Source organism: Gordonia sp. YY1 (genome assembly GCF_009872315.1).
Taxonomy (GTDB): Bacteria; Actinomycetota; Actinomycetes; order Mycobacteriales; family Mycobacteriaceae; genus Gordonia; species Gordonia amicalis.
This window is the reverse complement of record NZ_WXYI01000005.1, coordinates 233,286-254,099: the sequence shown is the minus strand read 5'-3', so window position 1 is coordinate 254,099 and position 20,814 is coordinate 233,286. Positions and strand designations below refer to the sequence as shown.

Annotated in this window: 14 protein-coding genes; 9 read left to right on the top strand and 5 right to left on the bottom strand. The window is 66.5% G+C overall.

The window, feature by feature from the left end:
- The first annotated feature begins 71 nt into the window (after positions 1–71).
- The 4 genes from BPODLACK_RS09775 (at position 72) to BPODLACK_RS09760 (ending at position 3,699) form a co-directional block, all read left to right on the top strand.
- Positions 72–422, top strand: coding sequence for a DUF2834 domain-containing protein (locus BPODLACK_RS09775; protein WP_006436187.1), 351 nt, complete (start codon positions 72–74; stop codon positions 420–422).
- Between the two features lie 111 nt (positions 423–533).
- Positions 534–881 (top strand): hypothetical protein, encoded by a 348-nt coding sequence (locus BPODLACK_RS09770; RefSeq protein WP_006436188.1) that lies wholly within the window; start codon positions 534–536, stop codon positions 879–881.
- The gene (nirB, locus tag BPODLACK_RS09765) at positions 881–3,382 is read left to right on the top strand and encodes a nitrite reductase large subunit NirB (protein ID WP_006436189.1); all 2,502 of its coding nucleotides are present in this window, start codon (positions 881–883) and stop codon (positions 3,380–3,382) included. The genes BPODLACK_RS09770 and nirB overlap by 1 nt, the downstream gene beginning before the upstream one ends.
- Entirely contained in the window at positions 3,379–3,699 is a 321-nt protein-coding gene (locus BPODLACK_RS09760) for a Rieske (2Fe-2S) protein (protein WP_024500001.1), read from the top strand. The genes nirB and BPODLACK_RS09760 overlap by 4 nt, the downstream gene beginning before the upstream one ends.
- 102 nt (positions 3,700–3,801) lie before the next feature.
- Here BPODLACK_RS09760 and BPODLACK_RS09755 read toward each other — a convergent pair whose 3' ends face one another.
- The 5 genes from BPODLACK_RS09755 to BPODLACK_RS09735 form a co-directional block, all read right to left on the bottom strand.
- Entirely contained in the window at positions 3,802–4,944 is a 1,143-nt protein-coding gene (locus tag BPODLACK_RS09755; protein WP_006436192.1) for a Wadjet anti-phage system protein JetD domain-containing protein, read from the bottom strand.
- Complete coding sequence (locus tag BPODLACK_RS09750; protein WP_024500002.1) at positions 4,941–8,342, bottom strand: ATP-binding protein; 3,402 nt, start codon at positions 8,340–8,342, stop codon at positions 4,941–4,943. Before BPODLACK_RS09750 ends, BPODLACK_RS09755 begins: the two co-directional genes overlap by 4 nt.
- A complete protein-coding gene (locus BPODLACK_RS09745; RefSeq protein WP_006436196.1) occupies positions 8,335–8,913 on the bottom strand; it encodes a DUF4194 domain-containing protein in 579 nt (192 codons plus the stop codon). The genes BPODLACK_RS09750 and BPODLACK_RS09745 overlap by 8 nt, the downstream gene beginning before the upstream one ends.
- A complete protein-coding gene (locus BPODLACK_RS09740) occupies positions 8,910–10,352 on the bottom strand; it encodes a DUF3375 domain-containing protein (RefSeq protein ID WP_006436199.1) in 1,443 nt (480 codons plus the stop codon). Before BPODLACK_RS09740 ends, BPODLACK_RS09745 begins: the two co-directional genes overlap by 4 nt.
- Before the next feature lie 70 nt (positions 10,353–10,422).
- Positions 10,423–14,511 carry a bifunctional nitrate reductase/sulfite reductase flavoprotein subunit alpha gene (locus BPODLACK_RS09735; RefSeq protein WP_024500003.1) on the bottom strand — a complete coding sequence of 1,363 codons (4,089 nt, stop codon included), beginning with the start codon at positions 14,509–14,511 and terminating at the stop codon, positions 10,423–10,425.
- Between the two features lie 239 nt (positions 14,512–14,750).
- Between BPODLACK_RS09735 and BPODLACK_RS09730 the strand changes: the two genes are divergently transcribed.
- The 5 genes from BPODLACK_RS09730 (at position 14,751) to BPODLACK_RS09710 (ending at position 20,762) form a co-directional block, all read left to right on the top strand.
- Positions 14,751–15,437: a response regulator transcription factor gene (locus tag BPODLACK_RS09730; RefSeq protein ID WP_006357805.1), complete on the top strand. Its 687-nt coding sequence runs from the start codon at positions 14,751–14,753 to the stop codon at positions 15,435–15,437.
- Between the two features lie 17 nt (positions 15,438–15,454).
- Positions 15,455–16,951: a HAMP domain-containing sensor histidine kinase gene (locus BPODLACK_RS09725; protein WP_051349675.1), complete on the top strand. Its 1,497-nt coding sequence runs from the start codon at positions 15,455–15,457 to the stop codon at positions 16,949–16,951.
- 234 nt (positions 16,952–17,185) lie between these two features.
- Positions 17,186–18,661, top strand: a complete 1,476-nt coding sequence (locus BPODLACK_RS09720; protein ID WP_201450605.1) for a trypsin-like peptidase domain-containing protein — start codon at positions 17,186–17,188, stop codon at positions 18,659–18,661.
- Positions 18,662–18,758: 97 nt separating this feature from the next.
- Positions 18,759–19,424 carry a MogA/MoaB family molybdenum cofactor biosynthesis protein gene (locus BPODLACK_RS09715; RefSeq protein WP_006357808.1) on the top strand — a complete coding sequence of 222 codons (666 nt, stop codon included), beginning with the start codon at positions 18,759–18,761 and terminating at the stop codon, positions 19,422–19,424.
- 696 nt (positions 19,425–20,120) lie between these two features.
- On the top strand, positions 20,121–20,762 hold the full coding sequence (locus BPODLACK_RS09710; RefSeq protein WP_159405185.1) for an MspA family porin: 642 nt from the start codon (positions 20,121–20,123) through the stop codon (positions 20,760–20,762).
- The last annotated feature ends 52 nt before the right edge of the window (positions 20,763–20,814 follow it).

Genomic DNA, 20,814 nt, shown 5'->3' with positions numbered 1-20,814 from the left:
GGGGGCGGAATGCATCCGCAGCCGCGTCGACCGTGCCACCATCGGGGCACACACCCATCCCAGGAGGCGCGATGATGCACGACGGCTTGAACCAGAAGTGGCGCGAGCGTTCGCTGTTCGCCGTGTTCGTGACTGCGTTGGTCACCCAGAACGCGATTGCGATCCCGTATGTGCAGCGCAACGGCCCGGAGTCGGTGAAGGATTTCTTCGTCGGCGACATCATGAAGACCACGCCGGGTCGTTTCGCGATGGTCGATCTGCTCTTCGTGGTGATCGCCTTCCATCTGTGGGCGTTCGGCGAGGCCAGGCGGCTGCGGATCATGCCGTGGTGGATCGCGTCGGTGGTCCTCACCTTCGGGGTGGGCATCGCGACGGCGATCCCGTTCTTCTTCCTGGCCCGCGAACGCGCGTTACGGCGCTGAGCACACGCCTCCGGGCTGCTCTCCGGCCTTCGGAACGGCCGTGAGAACCAGACAACCCTGCCGTAACACCGAGGCAAGTCGCATTTCACGCGGCGCGCGGATAGTGGCGGCATGTCGAGTACTCCGCACTTCCTGCAGGGTGTGTTCCCGTTCGCGGGAGCGGGCCTGACCAAGTCCGGTCCCATCGACCCGGTGCTGTCGTTCGTGGTGCCGTCGGGAATGACGGCCCAGCCCTTGTACTTTCGTGGCGGCAACAGCTCCGACGAACTGATCTGCGTGACCCTGATGCGCGACGGGACGCCGATGCGGATGTTCCCGATGGGGGCGCGGTCGTCGGTGAACGTGCCGCTGAGGGTGGTCGAGGACGTCGATCCCGACACGACGCTCGAACTCGTGATCGCGGCGCCTGAGGGTGCGAGCGGTGAGGTCGTGGTGGACTTCGGGATGGTCGTCTTCTGATGGCGGATTCGCAGAACCTGCACGAACGACGCCGACTGGTCGTCGTCGGGAACGGTATGGCGGGGGCGCGCACGGTCGAGGAGATCCTGACGCGCGGTGGCGGCGACCTGTTCGACATCACGATGATCGGCGACGAACCGTACGGCAACTACAACCGCATCATGCTCAGTCATGTCCTCGCCGGTGAGGCCACGGTCGACGACGACGATCTGATGCTGAACCCGATGGCGTGGTACCGCGAGCACGGCGTCACTCTCTACGCGGGCGACCGCGCCGAGGCAATCGACCGCTTCGCCAAGACCGTGACGTGTGCGTCGGGGCGGGCAATCGACTTCGACGTCCTCGTCATCGCGACCGGCTCCCACACGTTCTTCCCGAACATGGACGGCCTCCGCGAACCCGACGGCAAGCTCGCGCGTGGTGTGTTCGGATTCCGGACCATCGAGGACACCAACGGCATGCTGCAGATGGCGACGTCGCGCGATCACATGCGCGCCGTCGTGATCGGTGGCGGCCTGTTGGGTCTCGAAGCGGCGTACGGTCTGCAGACGCAGGGCGTCGCTGTCGACGTCGTGCATTCGCCCGGGCATCTGATGAACCAGCAGCTCGACGAGCGCGGGGGACGGGTGCTGCGGAACAAGATCGAGTCTCTCGGTGTCGGCGTGCACACCGGCAAGCGCACGACGTCGGTACTGCGCAACGACGACGGGACGGTCGCGGGAGTCGGCTTCACCGACGGGGATTCGCTGCCGGCCGACATGATCGTGGTGACCGCGGGTATCCGCCCGAACGTCGAGATCGCGCGTGGCGCCGGTCTGGTCGTGGAGCGTGGGATCGTCGTCGACGATCAGATGCGTTGTGAGGATGAAGCATTCATCTACGCGGTGGGTGAGTGTGCCCAGCACCGCAGTGAGGTGTACGGACTCGTCGCCCCGCTGTGGGAACAGGCTGTGGTTCTGGCGGACGTGCTGACCGGCGTGAATCCCCAAGCGGAATATCATGGTTCGCGACTGACCACGAAGCTCAAGGTCGCCGGTGTCGACGTCGCGGCGATGGGTGTCAAGGGGCCCGAGCGTGACGACGACGAGTTCGTGCAGTTCTACGAACCGCGCAGCGGCACCTACAAGAGCGTGGTGGTCCGCGACAACAAGCTGATCGGCGCGATGCTGCTCGGCGACATCTCCAAGGCCAACTTCCTCACGCAGGCGTTCGACGACAAGGTGCCCCTGCCGGACGAGCGCATCTCGATGCTGTTCGACATGGGCACGCCGAGCGCGGAGACCGGCGCCGCCGAACTCGCCGACGATGTTCAGGTCTGCAACTGCAACGGCGTCACCAAGGGCGACATCATGGGTTGCGTCGCGTCGGGTTGCACCAGCGTCGGCGAGGTGTGCGCGAAGACGCGGGCCGGCAAGGGATGTGGGTCGTGCAAGGGCCTCGTCGCCGACATCGTCGAGTACGCCGCGGGGGACACTCTGACGGCCGACGCCGCGGCCGACTGGTACGTCCCGTCGATCCCGCTCACCAAGCCCGAACTCATCGACGCGATCCGGCGACAGGATCTGCGGTCGGTCAGCGAGGTCTTCGACAAGCTGGCACCCGACGGCGAGGACGCGACGGCAAAGATGCCGCTCGCCTCGCTGTTGCGGATCATCTGGGGATCGGAGTGGAAGCATGAGCCGGGTGCGTTGTTCGTCAACGACCGAGTGCACGCGAACATCCAGCGAGATGGCACGTTCTCGGTGGTTCCGCAGATGAAGGGCGGGGTGACCTCACCCGAGCAGTTGCGCAAGATCGCCGACGTCGCGGAGAAGTACTCGATCCCGATGATCAAGGCGACCGGCGGTCAGCGACTCGATCTGCTCGGCGTCAAGAAGGAAGACCTGCCGAAGGTGTGGGAGGACCTCGGGATGCCGTCGGGTTATGCCTACGGCAAGTCCTTCCGGACCGTCAAGACCTGCGTCGGAACCGATTACTGCCGTTTCGGTCTCGGTGATTCGACGCAACTCGGAATCGACATCGAAACCCGCTATCAGGGCCTGGAGTCGCCGGCGAAACTCAAACTCGCGGTGACCGGTTGCCCACGCAACTGCGCCGAGGCGCTGTGCAAGGACTTCGGTGTGGTCGCCATCGGCGACGGCAAGTGGGAGATCTACGTCGGCGGCGCCGCCGGTGCCCACATCCGCAAGGGTGACCTGCTGGCGACGGTGGACTCCTCCGACGAGGTGATCCGGTTGTGCGGCATCTTCATCCAGTACTACCGTGAGCAGGGCAAGTGGCTCGAGCGAACCTACTCCTTCGTGCCGAGGATGGGCATCGAGGAACTGCGCGCGATCATCGTCGACGACCGGGACGGCCTCGTGGCCGGCCTGCAGGAGCGGATCGACGAAGCCGTTGCCGCCTACGTCGATCCCTGGCTGGATCGCGCCGAACCGAAGTCGCCCGCACAGTTCACCCCGGCGCTGCCGTTGCTGCCGCTCCCGCAGGTGCCGGTCCGATGACCAGCATCGCCGAACCCGGAGTGGTCATCGGGGCCGTTGCCGACCTGGAACTGGGGGAGAGCCGCGCATATGTCGTGGACGGCAGGCAGATCGCGGTCTTCCGCATGACCGACGGCACGTTACGCGCCACCGACGCCGTCTGCCCGCACCGCGCCGGACCGCTCGCCGACGGCCAGTTCGACGCCGCGAAGATCGTCTGCCCGCTGCACCAGTACGCCTTCTCCTTCGCCGACGGCGCTTGCACGTCGGACGGGATCGGGTCGGTGTCCGTCTATCGCGCCGAGGAGCAGGACGGCGAAGTCATCGTCTGGCTGTAGCACCGCCTGAACGCTCTCGAGAGACTTACCACCTCGGTGATCGTTGCAGGGCGGGTCCCCGCACCTGTGCCAGATGCGGTCCTCCTCTGATGGACCAGTTGGTCACCCCAGACGTTCCTGAGCCCACGCCCAGTCGATACGTTCCTGCTCGAGTCGCACCCGCTCGCCGAGAGCATCCATCACAAGATCTGTGTAGAGATCGCGCTCGGTAGGTGTCAGCCGGACCAGATCCGATGAAGCGGGTCGTTGCTCGATGACCCAGCGATCTCGATGGGCCACAAGCGTTTCGCGATCCATCAACACCGACTCGGTCTGTGGCAGCCACGCTCTCAACCGGTCGAGGATGGCGAAGCCGTGGGTGTCGAGGTCGCCCCAGTAGCGGATTGGGACGCCGGCGAGCCAGGGGAGACGTCCGATCCGGTCCACCTCGAAACCCTTGCCCCACAGCACCACACCGTCGTCGGGGACATCGACACACAGGTAGGTGATCTCGTTCTCGATCACGAGCGCGGTTCGTGGCTGCACTGCGAGACGCGCGAGTTCGTCGGTGCGGACGGTGATCTCGGTGAGTGCTGCAGGTAGACCCATCGATGCGGACGGCCGCAGCCGTACGGACTCGGGCTTTGTCTGCAGCCCCAGTCCGGACAAGAAGCCCGATGCCGTCGACGACACCCCGAGCATCGCAGCCAGCACCGGGCGATGGCGTTCGGCGAACTTGGTGTCGACGCCGGGGGCGCTGATCTCCCGGAGGTAGCGGTGCGAGTCCCGATGGGTGTTCAGCCACGCGTAGGCGGCGATGAGTCGCGGCATCTCCGGTCCCAATTCGAGTGCACGCAAGGGGTATCGGAGCATCCAGTCGCGGACTGCCGGATGAGCGGAGGCTGATTCGAGGAGTTCGTCGAACTGCCGGACCGCCGGTGAGACCCCCAACAGTGCCCACGCCTGATCGAACGTCGACACCACGGCGCGCGACGGCAACTGGTTGCGCCCGACGTGCCGCCCGCCGACCGACTGCCACACCAACGCGTAGCGTCGGTCGCCCTGACGGCCGCTGTCCATCACGGTCACCCAGTCGCGGGCCGCGCCCAGATCCTCGCCGATCTGCGAGGCGGTCGGTCCCCGGAGCGGAATCTCGATGGGTTCGAACGGCTTTGCGTCGGCGTGGGCACGCAACAACGTCCCGTCGTCCCACCGGCGGCGAACCTTGCCGGCGATGTCGTCGGGCGAGGTCCATCGTCGGGTCACTTGAGCCGACCGTCGCGGCGTGACCGGTACTCCTCGATCGTCATCGTCTGCAGGCGCGAGAAGGTGCCGGTGGGGTTGTCGACGAAGCCGATCGCCTTGACGTACGGTTCGATCACGTGCACCTTCTGCAGTGGCGTCACGATCAGCAGCTGCAGCCCCAGCTTGGCGAACAGGTCCAGCGCGTACCTTGTCGACACATCCGAGCCACGTCCGAAGGCCTCGTCGATCACGGCGAAGCGGAAGTCGCGGGACTTCTCCACACCCCATTCCAGGCCGAACTGATACGCCAACGACGCCGCGAGGATCGTGTATGCCAGCTTCTCCTTCTGCCCACCGGATTTGCCGTCGGAGTCGCTGTAGTGCTCCCACTCCACGTCGGTGTCGACGTCTCGTTCGGATGCGGAGAACACGAACCAGTTGCGGACATCGGTGACCCGCCGCGTCCAGTTCTTGTCGGAGTCGGCGTGGCCGTCGCGCCCGCGGAATCGTTCGATGATGCGCTTGACGTCCAGGAATCGTTGCTCGGAGTACTGGTCGCCGTCGACGGCGAGGCTGTCGTTGGTGAGGTTGCGTAGGTCCGCCCGGAACTGTGCAACGTCCTGATTGGTGGTGGCCTCCCGCTCGAGCCGGATGTAGCGTCCCGGGTTGTACGGCACCGCCCCCAACGCCTCGTTGATCCGGGCGACGCGCTCGTCGATGGAGGCGGCCTGCCGGTTGAGCCAGTTGTTGAACCCGGCCAGCTCCTGGATCGCGTTCTTGTTCAACTGCTCCTTGAACTCGAACTCGAAGCGCGGCAGATCATCGGTGGCAACCTGTTCGCGGAACGTCACGAAGTCGGCGCGCGCATCGACGTCGGCGTCCATGTCGGCCCGCAGATCGGGCCAGCGCCGCAGCACCTCGGCCATCTGCTGGGCCAGGCTCTGCCCGAAACCGCCGAGCTCACGGGTGAGCCGTTCGATTCGTTGATGCAGCGTCGACGACAACGTGTTCTCCGCGGCGGCACACTCGGCGGCCCGGGTCGGCAGTGATCCGGAGAGTCGTTGCGTCAGTGCGGCATACGAGGTGCGGGCCGTCGCGAGGTCGGTGTCGGTGTGCTCGGCGACGTACTCGTCGTCGCGTTTGCGGTCCTGCTCCGCGCGATGGCGGGTCGCGGCGGTGGTGGCGAGCTTGCCGGTGAGCTCGTCGATGGCGGTGTCGGCGGTGGCCGCCAGCTCGGCGTTGCGTTCCAGAGCGGTCGTGATCTCCTGCAGACGAGAGGAACCTGATTCCAGCCGTGCTCGTTCGGCCGCATACTGGTCGGCGCGGCGTTGCGCTTCGTCGACGTCCAGATCGGCCCACGAATGGAAGCCGTCGAGACGGGCGAGCGCCTCGCGGCGCGTCTGCAATTGGTCCCGCTCCGACGACAGTGCCTCGACTTCTGTGGCGGCGGTCGCACGTTGCCGGTCCAGGTCGGCGAGATCCTCGCGCAGCGCGGCGATCTTGCGCTCGTTCGCCCATCCGAGAACCCAGCGGCGGGGATCGTCGACCCGATGCCGATCGTCCTTTTCGTGCCGACCGCCCGAACGGACCTGCCCCTCACGGGTGACGGCCCGCTTGGCGGACCGGAACTCCTCAAGGGTCGCCGCGCACTGGTGGTCGGCACGCTTGATCAGTTCGTCGCGCAGATAATCAGCGAACGGACCGGCTTTGACATCGAGGCGGTCGGCGAGCAGCAGGGTCGCGGAACCCTGCCGCTGCAACGGAATTCGTCGTGCCGGCACCCGTTCGTAGACGAGTTTGGCGCCGACGGTGCGCCCGCCGGCACCCCGGAACGTGAGGCGCCGGCCGTTGACCCACTGGGTGACCGCCTCGTAGTGCTGCTGCGGAACCAGCAACGACAGCGCGAAACCACGCAGTACCCGTTCGGCCGCGCCGCGCCATTCGGCATGCTCCTCGGCGACGTCGAGAAGCTCACCGGCATAGGGCACCTCCTCGTGGGAGAGGCCGAGATCGGTGCACAGCTCGTCGCGCAGCTGGACCTGATCGGGCGGCAGGTTGGTGGTGCGATTGGCGAGGTCGTCGAGTTCGTCGCGGATGGCGTCGCACCGTCTGGCGACTTCTTTCTCCCGTCCGATGGCGTCGGCGGTCGACGCGTCGAGTGACTGCTTCGTCGCCGCCAGTCGCGGACGTTCATCGGCGATGAGACCACGCAGCGAGGTGAACTGTTCTGCCGTGATCACCGGCTCGAAGCCGGCGGCGGTCACCGCGGTGTCGAACAGTGCGCGGCCGTGGCGGCGTTTGTCCACATCGTCGCGGGCGGTCGACGCGAGACGTTCCAGCTCACCGATGCGATCGCCGCCGGCCCGGGCCCGTTCCTCGATGAGCGATTCACGTTCGCGGCTCAGAGTCCGTTGCCGCGCTTTGGCTTCGTCCTGCTCACGCAACAGGCGTTCGCCTTCGGCGGTGAGGGTGGCGATCTCGTGGGCGAGCAGACCGGAGCGATGCTCGGCCATGAACAGTCGCACTGCTGCCCGCTGCCGGTCGAGGGCGTCACGTTCGGCCAGCGCGGCGTCGTACTTCTGCGCGGTCGCGACGATCGGGTCGAGCAACTCGAGCTGCTCGCGCGCCCGCTTGACCGCGTCGTACGCCTTGGTGAGGTCGTCGAAGTGGGCGATGATGTCGCGAACCCGGTCGGTCGAGTCGCTCGGTTCGAGCATGTGCCCGCGGACGAAATCGTTGAGATTGCCCACCGACTTCATCGACACTGTCTGGTGCAGCAGCTCCAGGGCCTGTTCGGACCGGATGCCCAGCAGCCGCCGAAGCGCGGTGGAGTATCTGGGGAACTCGTCGACCACGTCGGCGCCGCCGGATCGCAGGCGTTTGCGCAGATCGCGCAGGTCGGAACCGAAGTCGGCGAAATCGGTGGCGATGGCGAGCTGTTTGCTCGCGGTGACGTAGAAGCGGTACGGCTGCCCGGCACTGTCGCGTTGCTGGAAGACCTGTGCCAGGGTGACGGTCTCGTCGTAGCCGGGATTGGTGAACACTCCCAGGATCACCGAGTAGGTGCTGCGGTCCTGGCGCAGCCCCTTCGCACGTGATCGGCCGGTCGCCTCTTGTCGTTCCGACTTGTAGTGGCCTTCGACATAGGACCGCAGTGTGCGTTCCTTGGCCTCGGCGCCGGCGGCCTTGTTGTAGGCGATCTTGTGGGCCGGCATCAGCAGCGTCGTGACCGCATCGACCAGAGTCGACTTGCCGGAGCCGATGTCGCCGGTGAGCAGGGCGGTGTCGGTATTGGGGCTCAGCCGCCACACCTGCCGGTCGAAGGTGCCCCAGTTGAGGACCTCGACATGTTGCAGCCGGAATCCGACGCCGCCGGCCGGGGCGGCCAGTTCGACCGAAGAGAACAGGCCCTCAGTCATTGGCGCTCGCCGTCCCCGCGTACTCGCGCAGCTTGCCGGCGAAGTCCGACAGTGTCTGTGCATCGATGTAGGCCTTGATGATGCGCCGGACCTCCCACTGATCGGTCTGGCCGCGGAGCTGGCGCAGGAAGCCGAGTTCGACGGTTTTCTTGATGGTTGCCTCGGCCTGGTCGACCAGTCGGGCCTCGTTGGTGGACTCGGCCTGGAACAGCCGCAGCATCTCCATGATCTGTTCGGTCGACAGCACGAGGCGCCCGTCGCCGCCGGTGATCTCGAACTCCAGCAGCCGTTTGCGCAGCAGCACCAGCAGCAGACTCACGTTGTAGGTCAACGCACGTCGGCGCACGAGCCGCGGAAGTGGTTCGTCGCCTTCTTCTGCCGGACGGGACCGCAGGTAGGCATAACCCTCGGAGTCGTCGAGCACCACATCCACGCCGATGATGGCGAAGTGGTCGCGTACCCCGGCACCGGAACGTTCGAGGGTGCTCCAGGTGTCCTCGTCGGATTCGCGATACACCACGCCCTGCATCAGCCGGATGATCGCGCTCGCGACAGCGCGTTCGTCGGTCATCGTCGCCTCACCGTGACTCTCGGTAGCCGGGCACGTTTGGTGGTGTCCGGGTCGTCGGGGTCGGGATACTCGAGCAGCGTTTCCTCGGTGTCGTCGATGTCGACACTGACGTCGTCGTCATCGAGAGCGAGGTAGCCGACGATCTCGGCCGCGCCCTGCTCGATCGGGTACATCTCGATCACATCCGACAGCAGCGCCGACGAGCGCTGCGGGAGGATGGTTCGGATGTTGGCAGCCAGTCGCGCCTGATCCACGTAGGTCTGGCTGAACAGGAGATCCGCGTCGACCTCCTCGGTGGCGTCGTCGAGCCGGCTCTCGACGGTGACGGCTGCCGGTTGCTGATAGAGCGGCCGTTCGAACGGCAGCACGATCTCGATGCCGGGCTGATCGACCGTGAGGCCGAAACCCGGTTCCCGGCCGCGGACCTCGAGAGCGGTGGCCTCCACCGAGCGCACGAGGTCGAGGACGCGTCGGTTCTCGAGCCACACCTGGTCGTCGAGGAATCGGCGAAGTTGTTCGGAGATCTGTCGCACGGTGCGCTGGGTGCGATCGGCGGCCTCCGACCAGTCGTGGTGGATACCGCGGATGGGCCGGTCGGCGTCGATGATGTCCATCGACGACACCGCGTCGAGCAGGTCCGACAGTTCGGTCTGCCGTTCGTCGGAGAGCAGGAACTCGTAGAACGACTGGAAGCTGCGGCCCTGATCGGAGCCGGCGATCTCCGAGCGGCCACCCACCAGTTCGGCGAGCAGCTCACCCTTCGGGCCGTCCCAGGAGGCGATCTTCTCGCGGGCGGCTCGGTCGAGCAGACGGAAATTGTCCTCGACCTCGCGGAAGTCGGAGAGCAGCTCCCGGGCGGTCGACGAGAGCTGCTGATAGCGATCGCGCACACCGACCTCGTCGAGGACCGACACATCACCGGCTTCGACCGCCTCGATCTCGGCGTCGATCTCCGCGCGACGGCGACGTAGCTGGGCCAACCGGATCTCCGGGTCGGACTCGGTGCCATGCACGATCTGTCGCAACAGCTCGACGACGGTGTGCAGCCTCGACTCGGTGCCGACGAACGACCGGCCCCGCAACGAGACGACCCACCCGTAGGCCTTCTCGAAGGCGGGGGTCACCTCGTAGTGGACCTCGTCGTCGCCGGGCGGGTAGAAGCGGCGCAGGAAACCGGCGTCGGTGGCGGCCCAATCCTCCAGATAGGCGCGCGGTTCCTTGGGAAAGCGTGGTTGCCCGTCTTCGGTCGATGAGGCGATGTTGAGGGTGTAGAGGAGGTCATCCAGCGCTGTGGCCAGGTCACTTGCCGAGCCGGCGCCCCGGTTGCCCTCGACGAAATAGTTGCCGAGGAACGTCAGGATGAGCGGCGAGTTGTGCGCGCGCAGCAGCCGCCAGGCGGGATGCCGTTCCCACAGGCTGCCGAATGCGTCGAAGTCCACGGGTCAAGGGTAGGCAATGGGGCCGACATGCTGGGTCAACGGTGTGCGTGCCGGGTTGTGGCCGGGGAGGTCAGTACACATCGCGCACGTACCGCTTGTCGGCGGCGAGGGCCTTGACGTAGGCCTCGGCAGACGCGGGGGAGCGGCGACCGTGCTGCGCGACGATGCCCTTCAGGGTCGCGTCGACGTCCTTCGCCATCCGGGTCGCGTCACCGCAGACGTATACGTGGGCACCGTCGTGCAGCCACTGGTAGAGCTCTTCGCCGTGTTCGACCATGCGGTCCTGGACGTAGATCTTGCGATCCTGGTCGCGGGAGAATGCGACGTCGAGGCGGGTCAGCAGGCCGTCGCCGAGCATGGTCGTCAGCTCGTCTCGGTAGTAGAAGTCGGTGGCCGAGTACTGTTCGCCGAAGAACAGCCAGTTCTTACCGTTGTGGCCCAGGGCCTCTCGTTCGCGGAGAAAACCGCGGAACGGGGCGATACCGGTGCCCGGTCCGATCATGATCATCGGGGTGTCGGGATCGGCCGGCGGGCGGAAGTGCGTGGTCGAGGTGACGAAGACCCCGACCTCGGTGTCTTCGGCTTGGTCGGCGAGGAAGGTCGAGCAGACCCCGCCACGCTGGATGCCACATCGGTTGTAGCGCACCGCCGACACCGTCAGCTGCACCTCGTCGGGACTCTCCAGTGGGCTCGACGAGATCGAATACGAACGCGGGGCCAGTGGTTTGAGGATCTTCAGCCACTCGTCGACGTCGGCGGAGATCGGGTGCTCGGTGAGGACGTCCACCGACTGACGGCCCCAGGACCAGTCGTTGAACGCCTGCTTGTTGCCGGCCGCGACGAGCGTCTTCAGCTCGTCCGAACCGCAACGCTCGCCGACGAATCGGACGAAATCGGGAGTGACCCGCGCGAACTCGAGCCGTTCGCGCAGTGCCTGGTGCAGGGGCATGTCGTCGCCGCCGACCGTCACCGAGTGTCCGCCGTCGAGTCCCGTCCGGTCGAGAAACTCGTCGATCAGGGCCGGGTTGTTCAGCGGCCACACGCCGAGCGCGTCACCGGCCTGATAGGTCAAGGTGTCGGCGGGCAGCCGGAACCCGAAGTTGCGCACGTCCTTCTGCGATCCCTCGGTGTTCAGCTTCACATTGCGCACCAGCGAGGTGACCAGCGGCTTCTTGCGTGAGTAGGCCGGCGCGGTCCTCACCGACGGTGCTGCCGACGAGTCTGCGGGCTCGCTGACGACGGTGACCCGCTCGTCGGTGACGCCGGAGACGGGCGCGCGGTTGCCGATGCTGATCGCGCGGATCACCTCGTTGAGCCAGCCGCCCGCGGTCTCCTCGAAGTCCGGTTCGCAGTCGACGCGGTCGACGATCCGACGACCACCGAGCTCACCGATCCGTTCGTCGAGTTTGCGCCCGTGGCCGCAGAAGTCGTCGTAGTTCGAGTCGCCGAGGGCGAGCACCGCGTAGTCGACACCGGAGAGGTCCGGTGCCTCAGCGCCATTCAATGCCTCCCAGAAGGCCGTACCGTTGTCCGGCGGATCACCGTCGCCGGTCGTGGACGTGACGAACAGCGCGGTACCCCGCAAGTCGCCGACCTCGACCTCGTCCATCGACTTGGCATCGACGCGGAGCCCGCTCGCCTTCACCCGTTCGGCGGTCTCGGTGGCCAGTTCCTCCGCGTTGCCCATCTGCGACGCCCACAGCACGGTGATCGTGCCGGTCGACTCCGCCGGCTCCGAAGACTCTTCGCTCGGCGGGGCGACTTCGGTGCGCGCGAACATCCCGGCCAGCAGGCCCGACACCCACACTCGGACCTCCGGGCGCAGCGGTGCATCGGCCGGAACCGTGGGAACCTTTGACGGTGCGTCCGGGACCCCGGCGGCCAGCCCGGCCAGATACAACTGTTCGGTCGATGACAACTCCGGAGAGGTGACGTCCGAAACCTCGAGTGCGACAGCCAACTCGGAAGACCCGGCGACCGGCACCACGGCCGGTGTAGACCCGGCGGCCTTTGTCAGCGTCACGGCACACACCTTCAGCTCGGGCTGCCGGGAGAGCGGGTCCACCGCATCAGACGTGACCGCGTTGATGGAGAGGTGCTCACCGAAGACGTCGTTCCAGTGGAACGGCACGAAGCAGTTCCCGGGACGCACCCGATCGGAGATCCTGGCCGGCAACACCGCTCGTCCACGACGCGACGCCACCTCGACCTTGTCCTTCGCCGCGACACCGATGCGCTCGGCGTCCTCCGGATGGAGTTCGACGAACGGCTCCGGGTTGAGTTTGTTCAGCTTGGCAACCCGGCCGGTCTTGGTCATCGTGTGCCATTGGTGCGGCAGGCGGCCGGTGTTGAGCAGGAACGGATAGTCGTCGTCCGGGAGCTCGGCGGGGTCGAGGTGCGGCCGGGCGAAGAACTGCGCGCGGCGTGTGGGTGTGGCGAATGCCAGTCGCGGAGTCGATCCGTCATCGAGACGGTGCAGCGTCTGGCTCCGGCCGTCGTTCAGATAGCGGATCGGGTTGCGCGCGCCGTCTTCGAGGAGGTCGGCCCCGTCGGACGACGGTGGGCACGGCCATTGCATCGGTGCCCGGCGCAGGCCGTCGTAGGTGACGCCGCGCAGGTCGTAACCGGTGTCGGGGTTGGCGAACTGCTTGATCTCGGCGAAGATCTCCTCGGCGCTCGAATAGCTGAAGGCGTCCGCGTAGCCCATCTCGCAGGCGATGCGTGCGATGATCTCCCAGTCGGGGATCGCCTGCCCGGGCGCGTCGAGAGCGGGTTCGAACAGGGTGAGGTTCCGCTCCGAGTTCACCATGATTCCGGTCGATTCCGACCACAGCGCCGCGGGGAGCACGACGTCGGCGTACTGGTTGCTCTCCGTCTCGGCGAAGGCGTCCTGCGTGATCACGAGATCGGCGCGTTCGAGTCCTTCGATGACAGTCTTGCGATTGCCGACGGAGGCAACAGGATTGGTGCAGATGATCCAGCAGGCCTTGATCTCGCCATCGGCCATCTTGCGGAACAAGTCGATGGTGCCGCCGCCGACGTCGGTGCGTAGTGTGCCGGCCGGGAGGCCCCACGCGGTCTCGACGAACGTGCGATCCACCTCGGACAGCACCGACCTCTGGCCGGGCAATCCCGGCCCCATGTAACCCATCTCGCGGCCGCCCATCGCATTCGGCTGGCCTGTCAAGGAGAACGGTCCGCTGCCGAGTCGGCAGATCGCGCCTGTCGCGAGGTGGAGGTTGATGAGCGCGTTGGTGTTCCAGGTGCCGTGGGTCGACTGGTTGAGGCCCATGGTCCAGCAGCTCATCCATTCGCCGGCCTCGCCGATCATCGTGGCCGCGGTACGCAGGTCCTCGGCGGGAATCCCGGTAATGGATTCGACGACCTCCGGCGAGTACTGCGCAGCGAAGTCCGGCATCTGCTCGAATCCGTCGGTGAACGACGCGATGAACTCGTCGTCGGTGTGGCCGTCGGAGATCAGCAGATGCAGGAGCCCGTTGAGGAAGGCGAGGTCGGTGCCGGATTCGATCTGCAGGAACAGGTCGGCCTTGTCGGCGGTCGCGGTCCGCCGCGGGTCGACCACGATCAGCTTCGCTCCCGCCTTGACCCGGTCCATCATCCGCAGGAAGAGGATCGGGTGGCAGTCGGCCATGTTCGACCCGATGACCAGGAAGACGTCGGCGTGGTCGAAGTCCTGGTACGAACCGGGCGGACCGTCGGAGCCGAGCGACAGCTTGTAGCCGGTGCCGGCGCTGGCCATGCACAACCGGGAGTTCGACTCGATCTGGTTGGTACCGATGAAACCCTTGGCGAGTTTGTTCGACAGATACTGCGCCTCGAGTGACATCTGACCGGACACGTACAGCGCGACCGCGTCGGGGCCGTGATCGTCGACGATGGCGCGCAACCGGCGCGCGGTGTCGGTGAGGACCGCGTCGAGGTCGCCGCGGCGTAGCTGACCGCCGCGGTCGTCGCGGACGAGGGGAGCGTCGAGCCGTCCGCCGGCGGCGAGCATGTCGGCGGTGGTCGATCCCTTGGTGCACAGCCGGCCGAAGTTCGTGGGGTGATCGGCGCGCCCGACGGTCTTGACCAGCCCGCCGGCGTCGTCGAGCCGCATCTCCATACCGCAGCCGACGCCGCAGTAGGCGCACAGGGACATGACCGATCGGGACATGACGGGGTGCGTGGGGGGTGAGGCGGTCACGGTTCCAGCGTCGAAGTCGGATGTTTCGCAACCCGAAGGCCGGCGTTACGCAACCATCAACTTGATCTCACAGTCGATGGGCACTGGCGTGAAGGCGGGAGAAACTGCAGGTCGCGCGCAATTCCGAGACAGGATGGTCCGTGTTGCGGCGTTGCTCAGGCGGATCTCAGCCGAGGCGGATAAGACTGTATGCCATGCGCATCCTCGTGGTTGATGACGACCGGGCGGTCCGGGAGTCGTTGCGGCGGTCGCTCACCTTCAACGGATACACCGTCGAGACAGCGGGCGACGGCATCGAGGCACTCGAGAAGATCCTCGCCGATCGTCCCGACGTCGTCATCCTCGACGTCATGATGCCGCGACTCGACGGCCTCGAGGTGTGCCGCCGACTCCGTTCTGCCGGTGACGACCTGCCGATCCTGGTGCTGACCGCCCGGGACTCGGTGTCCGAGCGGGTCTCCGGGCTCGACGCCGGCGCCGACGACTATCTGCCGAAACCGTTCGCACTCGAAGAGTTGCTCGCACGGTTGCGGGCGCTGTTGCGTCGCGCGGCACCTGAAGGCGACATCGACTCGGAGACGCTCACCTTCGCGGACCTGTCGCTCGACCCGGTGACGCGTGACGTGACTCGTGGTGAGCGGCCGATCAGCCTCACACGCACCGAGTTCGCCCTGCTCGAGATGTTGATGGCCAACCCGCGTCGGGTGCTGTCCCGAAGCCGCATCCTCGAGGAGGTGTGGGGATACGACTTCCCGACCTCGGGTAATGCCCTCGAGGTCTATGTCGGCTACCTGCGCCGCAAGACCGAGGCCGACGGCGAGTCGCGACTCATCCACACCGTGCGCGGCGTCGGATACGTGCTGCGGGAGACCCCGCCCTAGTGTCGTCGCCCTCGCGGATGCGCGACCACCTGACCCGTGTGCTCGCCGGCGGTCCCGGTTCGTCCGGGGAGAAGGGGGCGTCCGGGGAGAAGGAGATGCGGGCGCCGATGCCGTTGACGCGGGCGGTGTCCCTGCGTTCGCGTGTCACGATCCTGTCGGCGACCGTCGTGCTGGTGTCGGTGAGTCTGATGGCCGCGGCCGCCTACTTCGTGGTGTACCGGGCGATGTACAACGAGGTCGACCAGCAGTTGGAGAGCCGTGCCGACGGCATGGCGGCTCTGGCGCGCGCCGGTGTGCTCCGCAACCAGCCCGAGCAGCTGGTGGCGGGAACCGTGTTCTCGACGAACATCTCGGTCGCCCTCGTGACCCCGAGCGGTCAGACGTACCTGATCGGGCAGGTCCCGTTCGAGGACCCCGAGCGCGAGATCGTGCGGTCGCCGTCGGTTCCCGGGACCAATCCGCAGAGCCTGCGCACCACCCGCAATCAGCGCGTGCTGACGCGGAAACTCGACGACGGCAACACCCTTGTCCTGGCGCAGAGTCTCATCCAGACCGATCGCGTTCTCAAACGCCTGGCCTGGGTGCTGCTCGTGGTCGGTTGTGGCGGAGTGGCTTTGGCGGCTCTCGCCGGCACAACGGTCGGACGTGCCGGCCTGAGACCGGTTGCCCGGCTGAACCGGGCCGTCGAACGAGTCGCGCGAACGAACGACCTGACACCCATCCCGGTGACCGGCAACGACGAATTGGCCAAGCTCACCGCGAGTTTCAACGCGATGCTCCGGGCACTCGCCGAATCCCGGGACCGCCAGGCACGTCTCGTCGCCGATGCCGGACATGAACTGCGAACCCCGTTGACCTCCTTGCGCACCAACCTCGAACTGCTGATCGCGGCGAGCAGGCCGGGTGCACCGGCCGTCCCCGAGCAGGACATGGTCGACCTACGCGCCGACGTCATGGCCCAGATCGAGGAATTGTCCACGCTGGTGGGCGATCTCGTCGACCTCGCCCGCGAGGACGCCCCCGAGGTGGTGTACGAGGAAGTCGACCTCGCGGAGATCATCGAGCAGGCCCTCGAACGTGTCCGACGCCGCCGCAACGACATCGAATTCGAGCTCGACCTGTCGCCCTGGTACATCTTCGGTGAACAGCACGGACTGTCCCGCGCGGTACTGAATGTGTTGGACAACGCGGCGAAATGGAGTCCGCCGGGGACATCGGTGGCCGTCGGGCTGACGCAGACCGGGATGTCCACCGCGCAGCTCACCGTCGCCGACGCCGGTCCCGGGATTCCCGAGGAGGACCGTGGTCTCGTCTTCGAACGCTTCTATCGTTCGACGCAATCGAGGTCGATGCCGGGATCCGGTCTGGGCCTGGCGATCGTGCGGCAGGTCGTCGAACGTCATGGTGGCACCGTCGTGGCTGACACGTCGCCGCGCGGCGGTGCACTCATCCGGATGACTTTGCCCGGCCGGGCAACTCCCGCGGAACCATCTCCGCAAGTGATTCGTCAATAAGGGTGAAGCGCCGTGCATCGGCGGGTCACGACGGCCGTCGTCCACATCGACAGCTGTGTGGTTACCCGGTGTGACCTGCCCATCGATCCCCTAGGGTTGACCAAGGCGCTGTGCGGGACGCCGGTCGAGTGGTTTCGGCCGACAAACCCGAGCGAAGTGAACCTTGCCGGCACGTGGCCGGCGGAGACCACTGAGCCGGCTGTGTGCCGGTCAGACGACGAGGAAGAGACGAAGATGACGACTGGCGGTTCGCAGGGTGGCGGTCCGTACGGGGGTGGCCAGCACGGTCAGCACGACGCTGACCGGTCGAACGGGGGCAGCGCTCCCTCCACACCATCGGGCTCTGAGTCACCGACGCAGTCCTACAGCGGCCAGGGCACTCCAGGGCCGGCCTCAGGGGCATTCCCCTCGCAGGGCGGCCGGCCCGTCTTCGGCGGCAACAACGCACCCACCTCTGTCTACGGCAACCCGGGAACCAGTCCTTTTCCTCCGCAGGCCCCGTATGGCGGGCCCGGCGCCGGCAATGCCTACCCGCAGCCCGCGTTCGGCGGGTCGGGTGGCAACCCGCCGCCCCAGGCGGCGAAGAACAAGGGCGGCGGACGCCTGGCCGCACTCGGCGCCGGTGCGCTGGTGGTCGCCCTCGTCGCCGGTGGTGCCGGCGGTGCGATCGGTTACACACTGGCCGACGGTTCCGACGGGTCGTCGAGCAGCAGCACGAGCAGCGGCCCGCTCGGCGGCGACCCCAAGGCGAACGGGAACACCGCGCCCGTCGAGGCACCGGCCGGCTCGGTCCAGGAGGTGGCCGCCCGCGTGCTCCCGTCGGTGGTCTCCATCGAGGTCGCCTCGGGCGGCGCGCTGGGCTCGGGATCGGGAGTCGTCCTGACCGAGGACGGCGTCATCATGACCAACAACCACGTCGTGAGCGCCGGCGGCAACGGCCCCGCGGCCAAGGTCGCGGTCAACTTCTCCGACGGTTCGCGTGCGCAGGCCCGGGTGCTGGGCGCCGACCCGATCTCCGACATCGCGGTGATCAAGGCCGACCGGAACGACCTGACCCCGGTCACGGTCGGTAACTCGAACAACCTGGCGGTGGGGCAGGACGTCATCGCCATCGGTTCCCCGCTCGGCCTGGCCGGGACTGTCACCACGGGCATCATCAGCGCCTTGAACCGACCGGTCCTGACCTCGCGCGATCCGGGCACCAACACCACCTCGGTGATCGACGCCATCCAGACCGACGCCGCGATCAATCCCGGCAACTCGGGCGGTGCGCTCGTCAACGCCAGGGGAGCGCTGGTCGGCATCAACACTGCCATCGCCACCCTCGGTGGAGGCGAGGAACAGGCCGGTGGCAGCATCGGACTCGGGTTCGCGATCCCCATCGATCAGGCGATCCGCGTGGCCAAACAGCTCGAGTCCACGGGTAGGGCCAGCCACGCCAACATCGGTGTGTCCGTGCGTCCGAGTGGTGACTCCGACACGCCCGGCGCCGTCGTCACCGATGTGACCCCGGGAGGTCCGGCAGCGACCGCGGGTATCCCGAAGAATGCGGTCATCACGAAGGTCGACGACCGTCCGATCGCGTCGGGAGACGCTCTGGTGGCGGCCATCCGGTCGCACGCGCCGGGGGACACGGTCACCGTGACCTACTCCGATGGCGGGAACAGCAAGACCGCGCAGGTCAAGCTGGGCACGCTCGAGGTGAAGTGACGCGCTGCGCGTCCGCCCGCGAGTACGAATCGCACAACTACAGAGCGCACCACGACCGTCCATCGGACGGTCCGAGAAGATAGAGAAAGGGCCTGCCATGACTTACGCCGGATCCCCCGTTCCCGGAAACCCCGCCATCTCCGGCGACACCGACGAAGGGCAGTCCCTGGACGTCCGTCTCGCTGGTGATCCGGGTCAGGTCGATCCGGCCGACGTGGTGGCCGCCGACGCCGCCGCGCGGGAGTTCGTTGCGCGCCACGAGCAGGCCACCCACCGGCCGCAGGGCGAGGAGATCGGCCGGGCACTCGTCGTCGTCGTCGACGACGAGGCGGCGCACGGAGAGGACCAGCGTCTGCTCGGGCCGCTCGTCGGTGAACTGCTCGCCGAGGCGGGGTTCCATGTCGATGCGGCCGTTGTCGTATCCGGCGACGAGGTGGAGATCCGCAACGCACTGAACACCGCGGTGATCGGTGGCGTCGATCTGGTGGTGTCGGTCGGCGGGGTGGGTGTCGGCGCCCGCGACGTCACCCCGGAGGCCACCGAGCCCCTGCTCGATCGCCGGCTCCGCGGCATCGAGGAGGCGGTCCGCAGTTCCGGTCTCGCCGCCGGCGCGACGGACGGCGGACTTTCGCGCGGGCTGGCCGGAATCTCCGGGCAGACGTTAGTCGTCAATCTGGCCAATTCCCGCGCCGCGGTGCGCGACGGAATGGCGACCGCGGCACCACTCGCCAAATATGTGATCGAGTCCATAAGTGAATTCTGATTATGGCCGCGATTACTCGTCTCGAGTACTGTTGAGCAAGGCTAAGGATCTCCCGGAACACAGGGACGATCGACCGACCGGAAACGGGGCGTCCCGTCCGCCGGCGGCTGACCGTGAGCACCCCGGAAAACGACCGATGAGCAGTAGCTATGACGCTGCTGCTCGTCGTGCTGCACGGCGGGCGAAGCTCGATTCCGTGTTCGGTGACGACCTCCCGGATCTCACCACAGACGAGTATGGCGAAGATCACAAAGGCCACTCTCAGGATTGGTTCGAAGCGCAGCGCCCGCCTCATTACGAGTGAAATGCGACTTCTTCTACATAGCCGCATCAGCGTGTTTATCTACCGTTAACTTTGGTCCGTTGATGGATCACGTATTCGATATTTGTGATGCTGCGTCTCCAGTTCGTGACACGGCTGAGTCCAGCTGTTGCCTGTTCTGAGACCCCTCCGATAACGTTCGGCTCGACAACGCTCGGTGCCCCCGTAAAGGGGACATGAGCAGTGTCCTGCGATCTGTCGCGAGTGACGACGCAGCAGTGACCAGGAATTCGATGAATCCTCAACGGAAGCTAAGTAGTGCGTCAGAGCATGCTGAGCACCACCGTGGGGAGCACATCGAACGTCGAGGTCATGACTTGCGGATGTGAATGCATTCCGCGGGGGTAACAGCCGAATCCTGTGAGAGGGAACGAATGAGCAAGTTCAGCAAGCTTGGGCTGCGCCGCGCCGCGGGCGCGGTCGCGATCGCCTCGGCCGCGGTCGTGGGCCTGGCAGGCATGGGCGTCGGCGATGCCGCGGCTGCCGGTCTGCCGAATGGTTACAAGAAGGCCGCCGGCATCGACGGGGAGTCCATCCAGACGTGGCGCACCGGTGAGAGTGCGTACCCGGTTTCGACTGTGGCGAACAACCCGGCATCGCGTGGCTTCGCGATCTCCGGCACCTACACCGCGAAGGCTTCGACCGGTGTCGGCGGCAAGCTCGCCGTCAAGTACATCATCGGTTGCCAGGTCGACGTCAGTGGCATCTCGCTGGATCTGGGTGGCGCCATCAGCCTCACCGCGACCACGCTGTCCGGTTCGCTCGGCCTCCCGCTGAAGCCGGGTCAGGTCGCGGTCGTCGACATCACCGACAAGGATTTCTCGGACAGTGGCATCGCCGCCGTCCAGCTGTCGCAGCTCACGTTCAACCTCAACCAGTGCGGTGGCTACGCCTCGGCACGCTCCGCGGCCAAAGTCATCGGTGCCAAGGGATACAACACCGACGACGGCAAGCTGAGCGGCGAGGGCACCCTGATCCAGTCCACCCTGTACGGCAAGCCCTTCACCATCAACTGACCGGGCAGATAACTAGCACTTCCTGACTTATCTGCCCTGTGCAGACTGATAT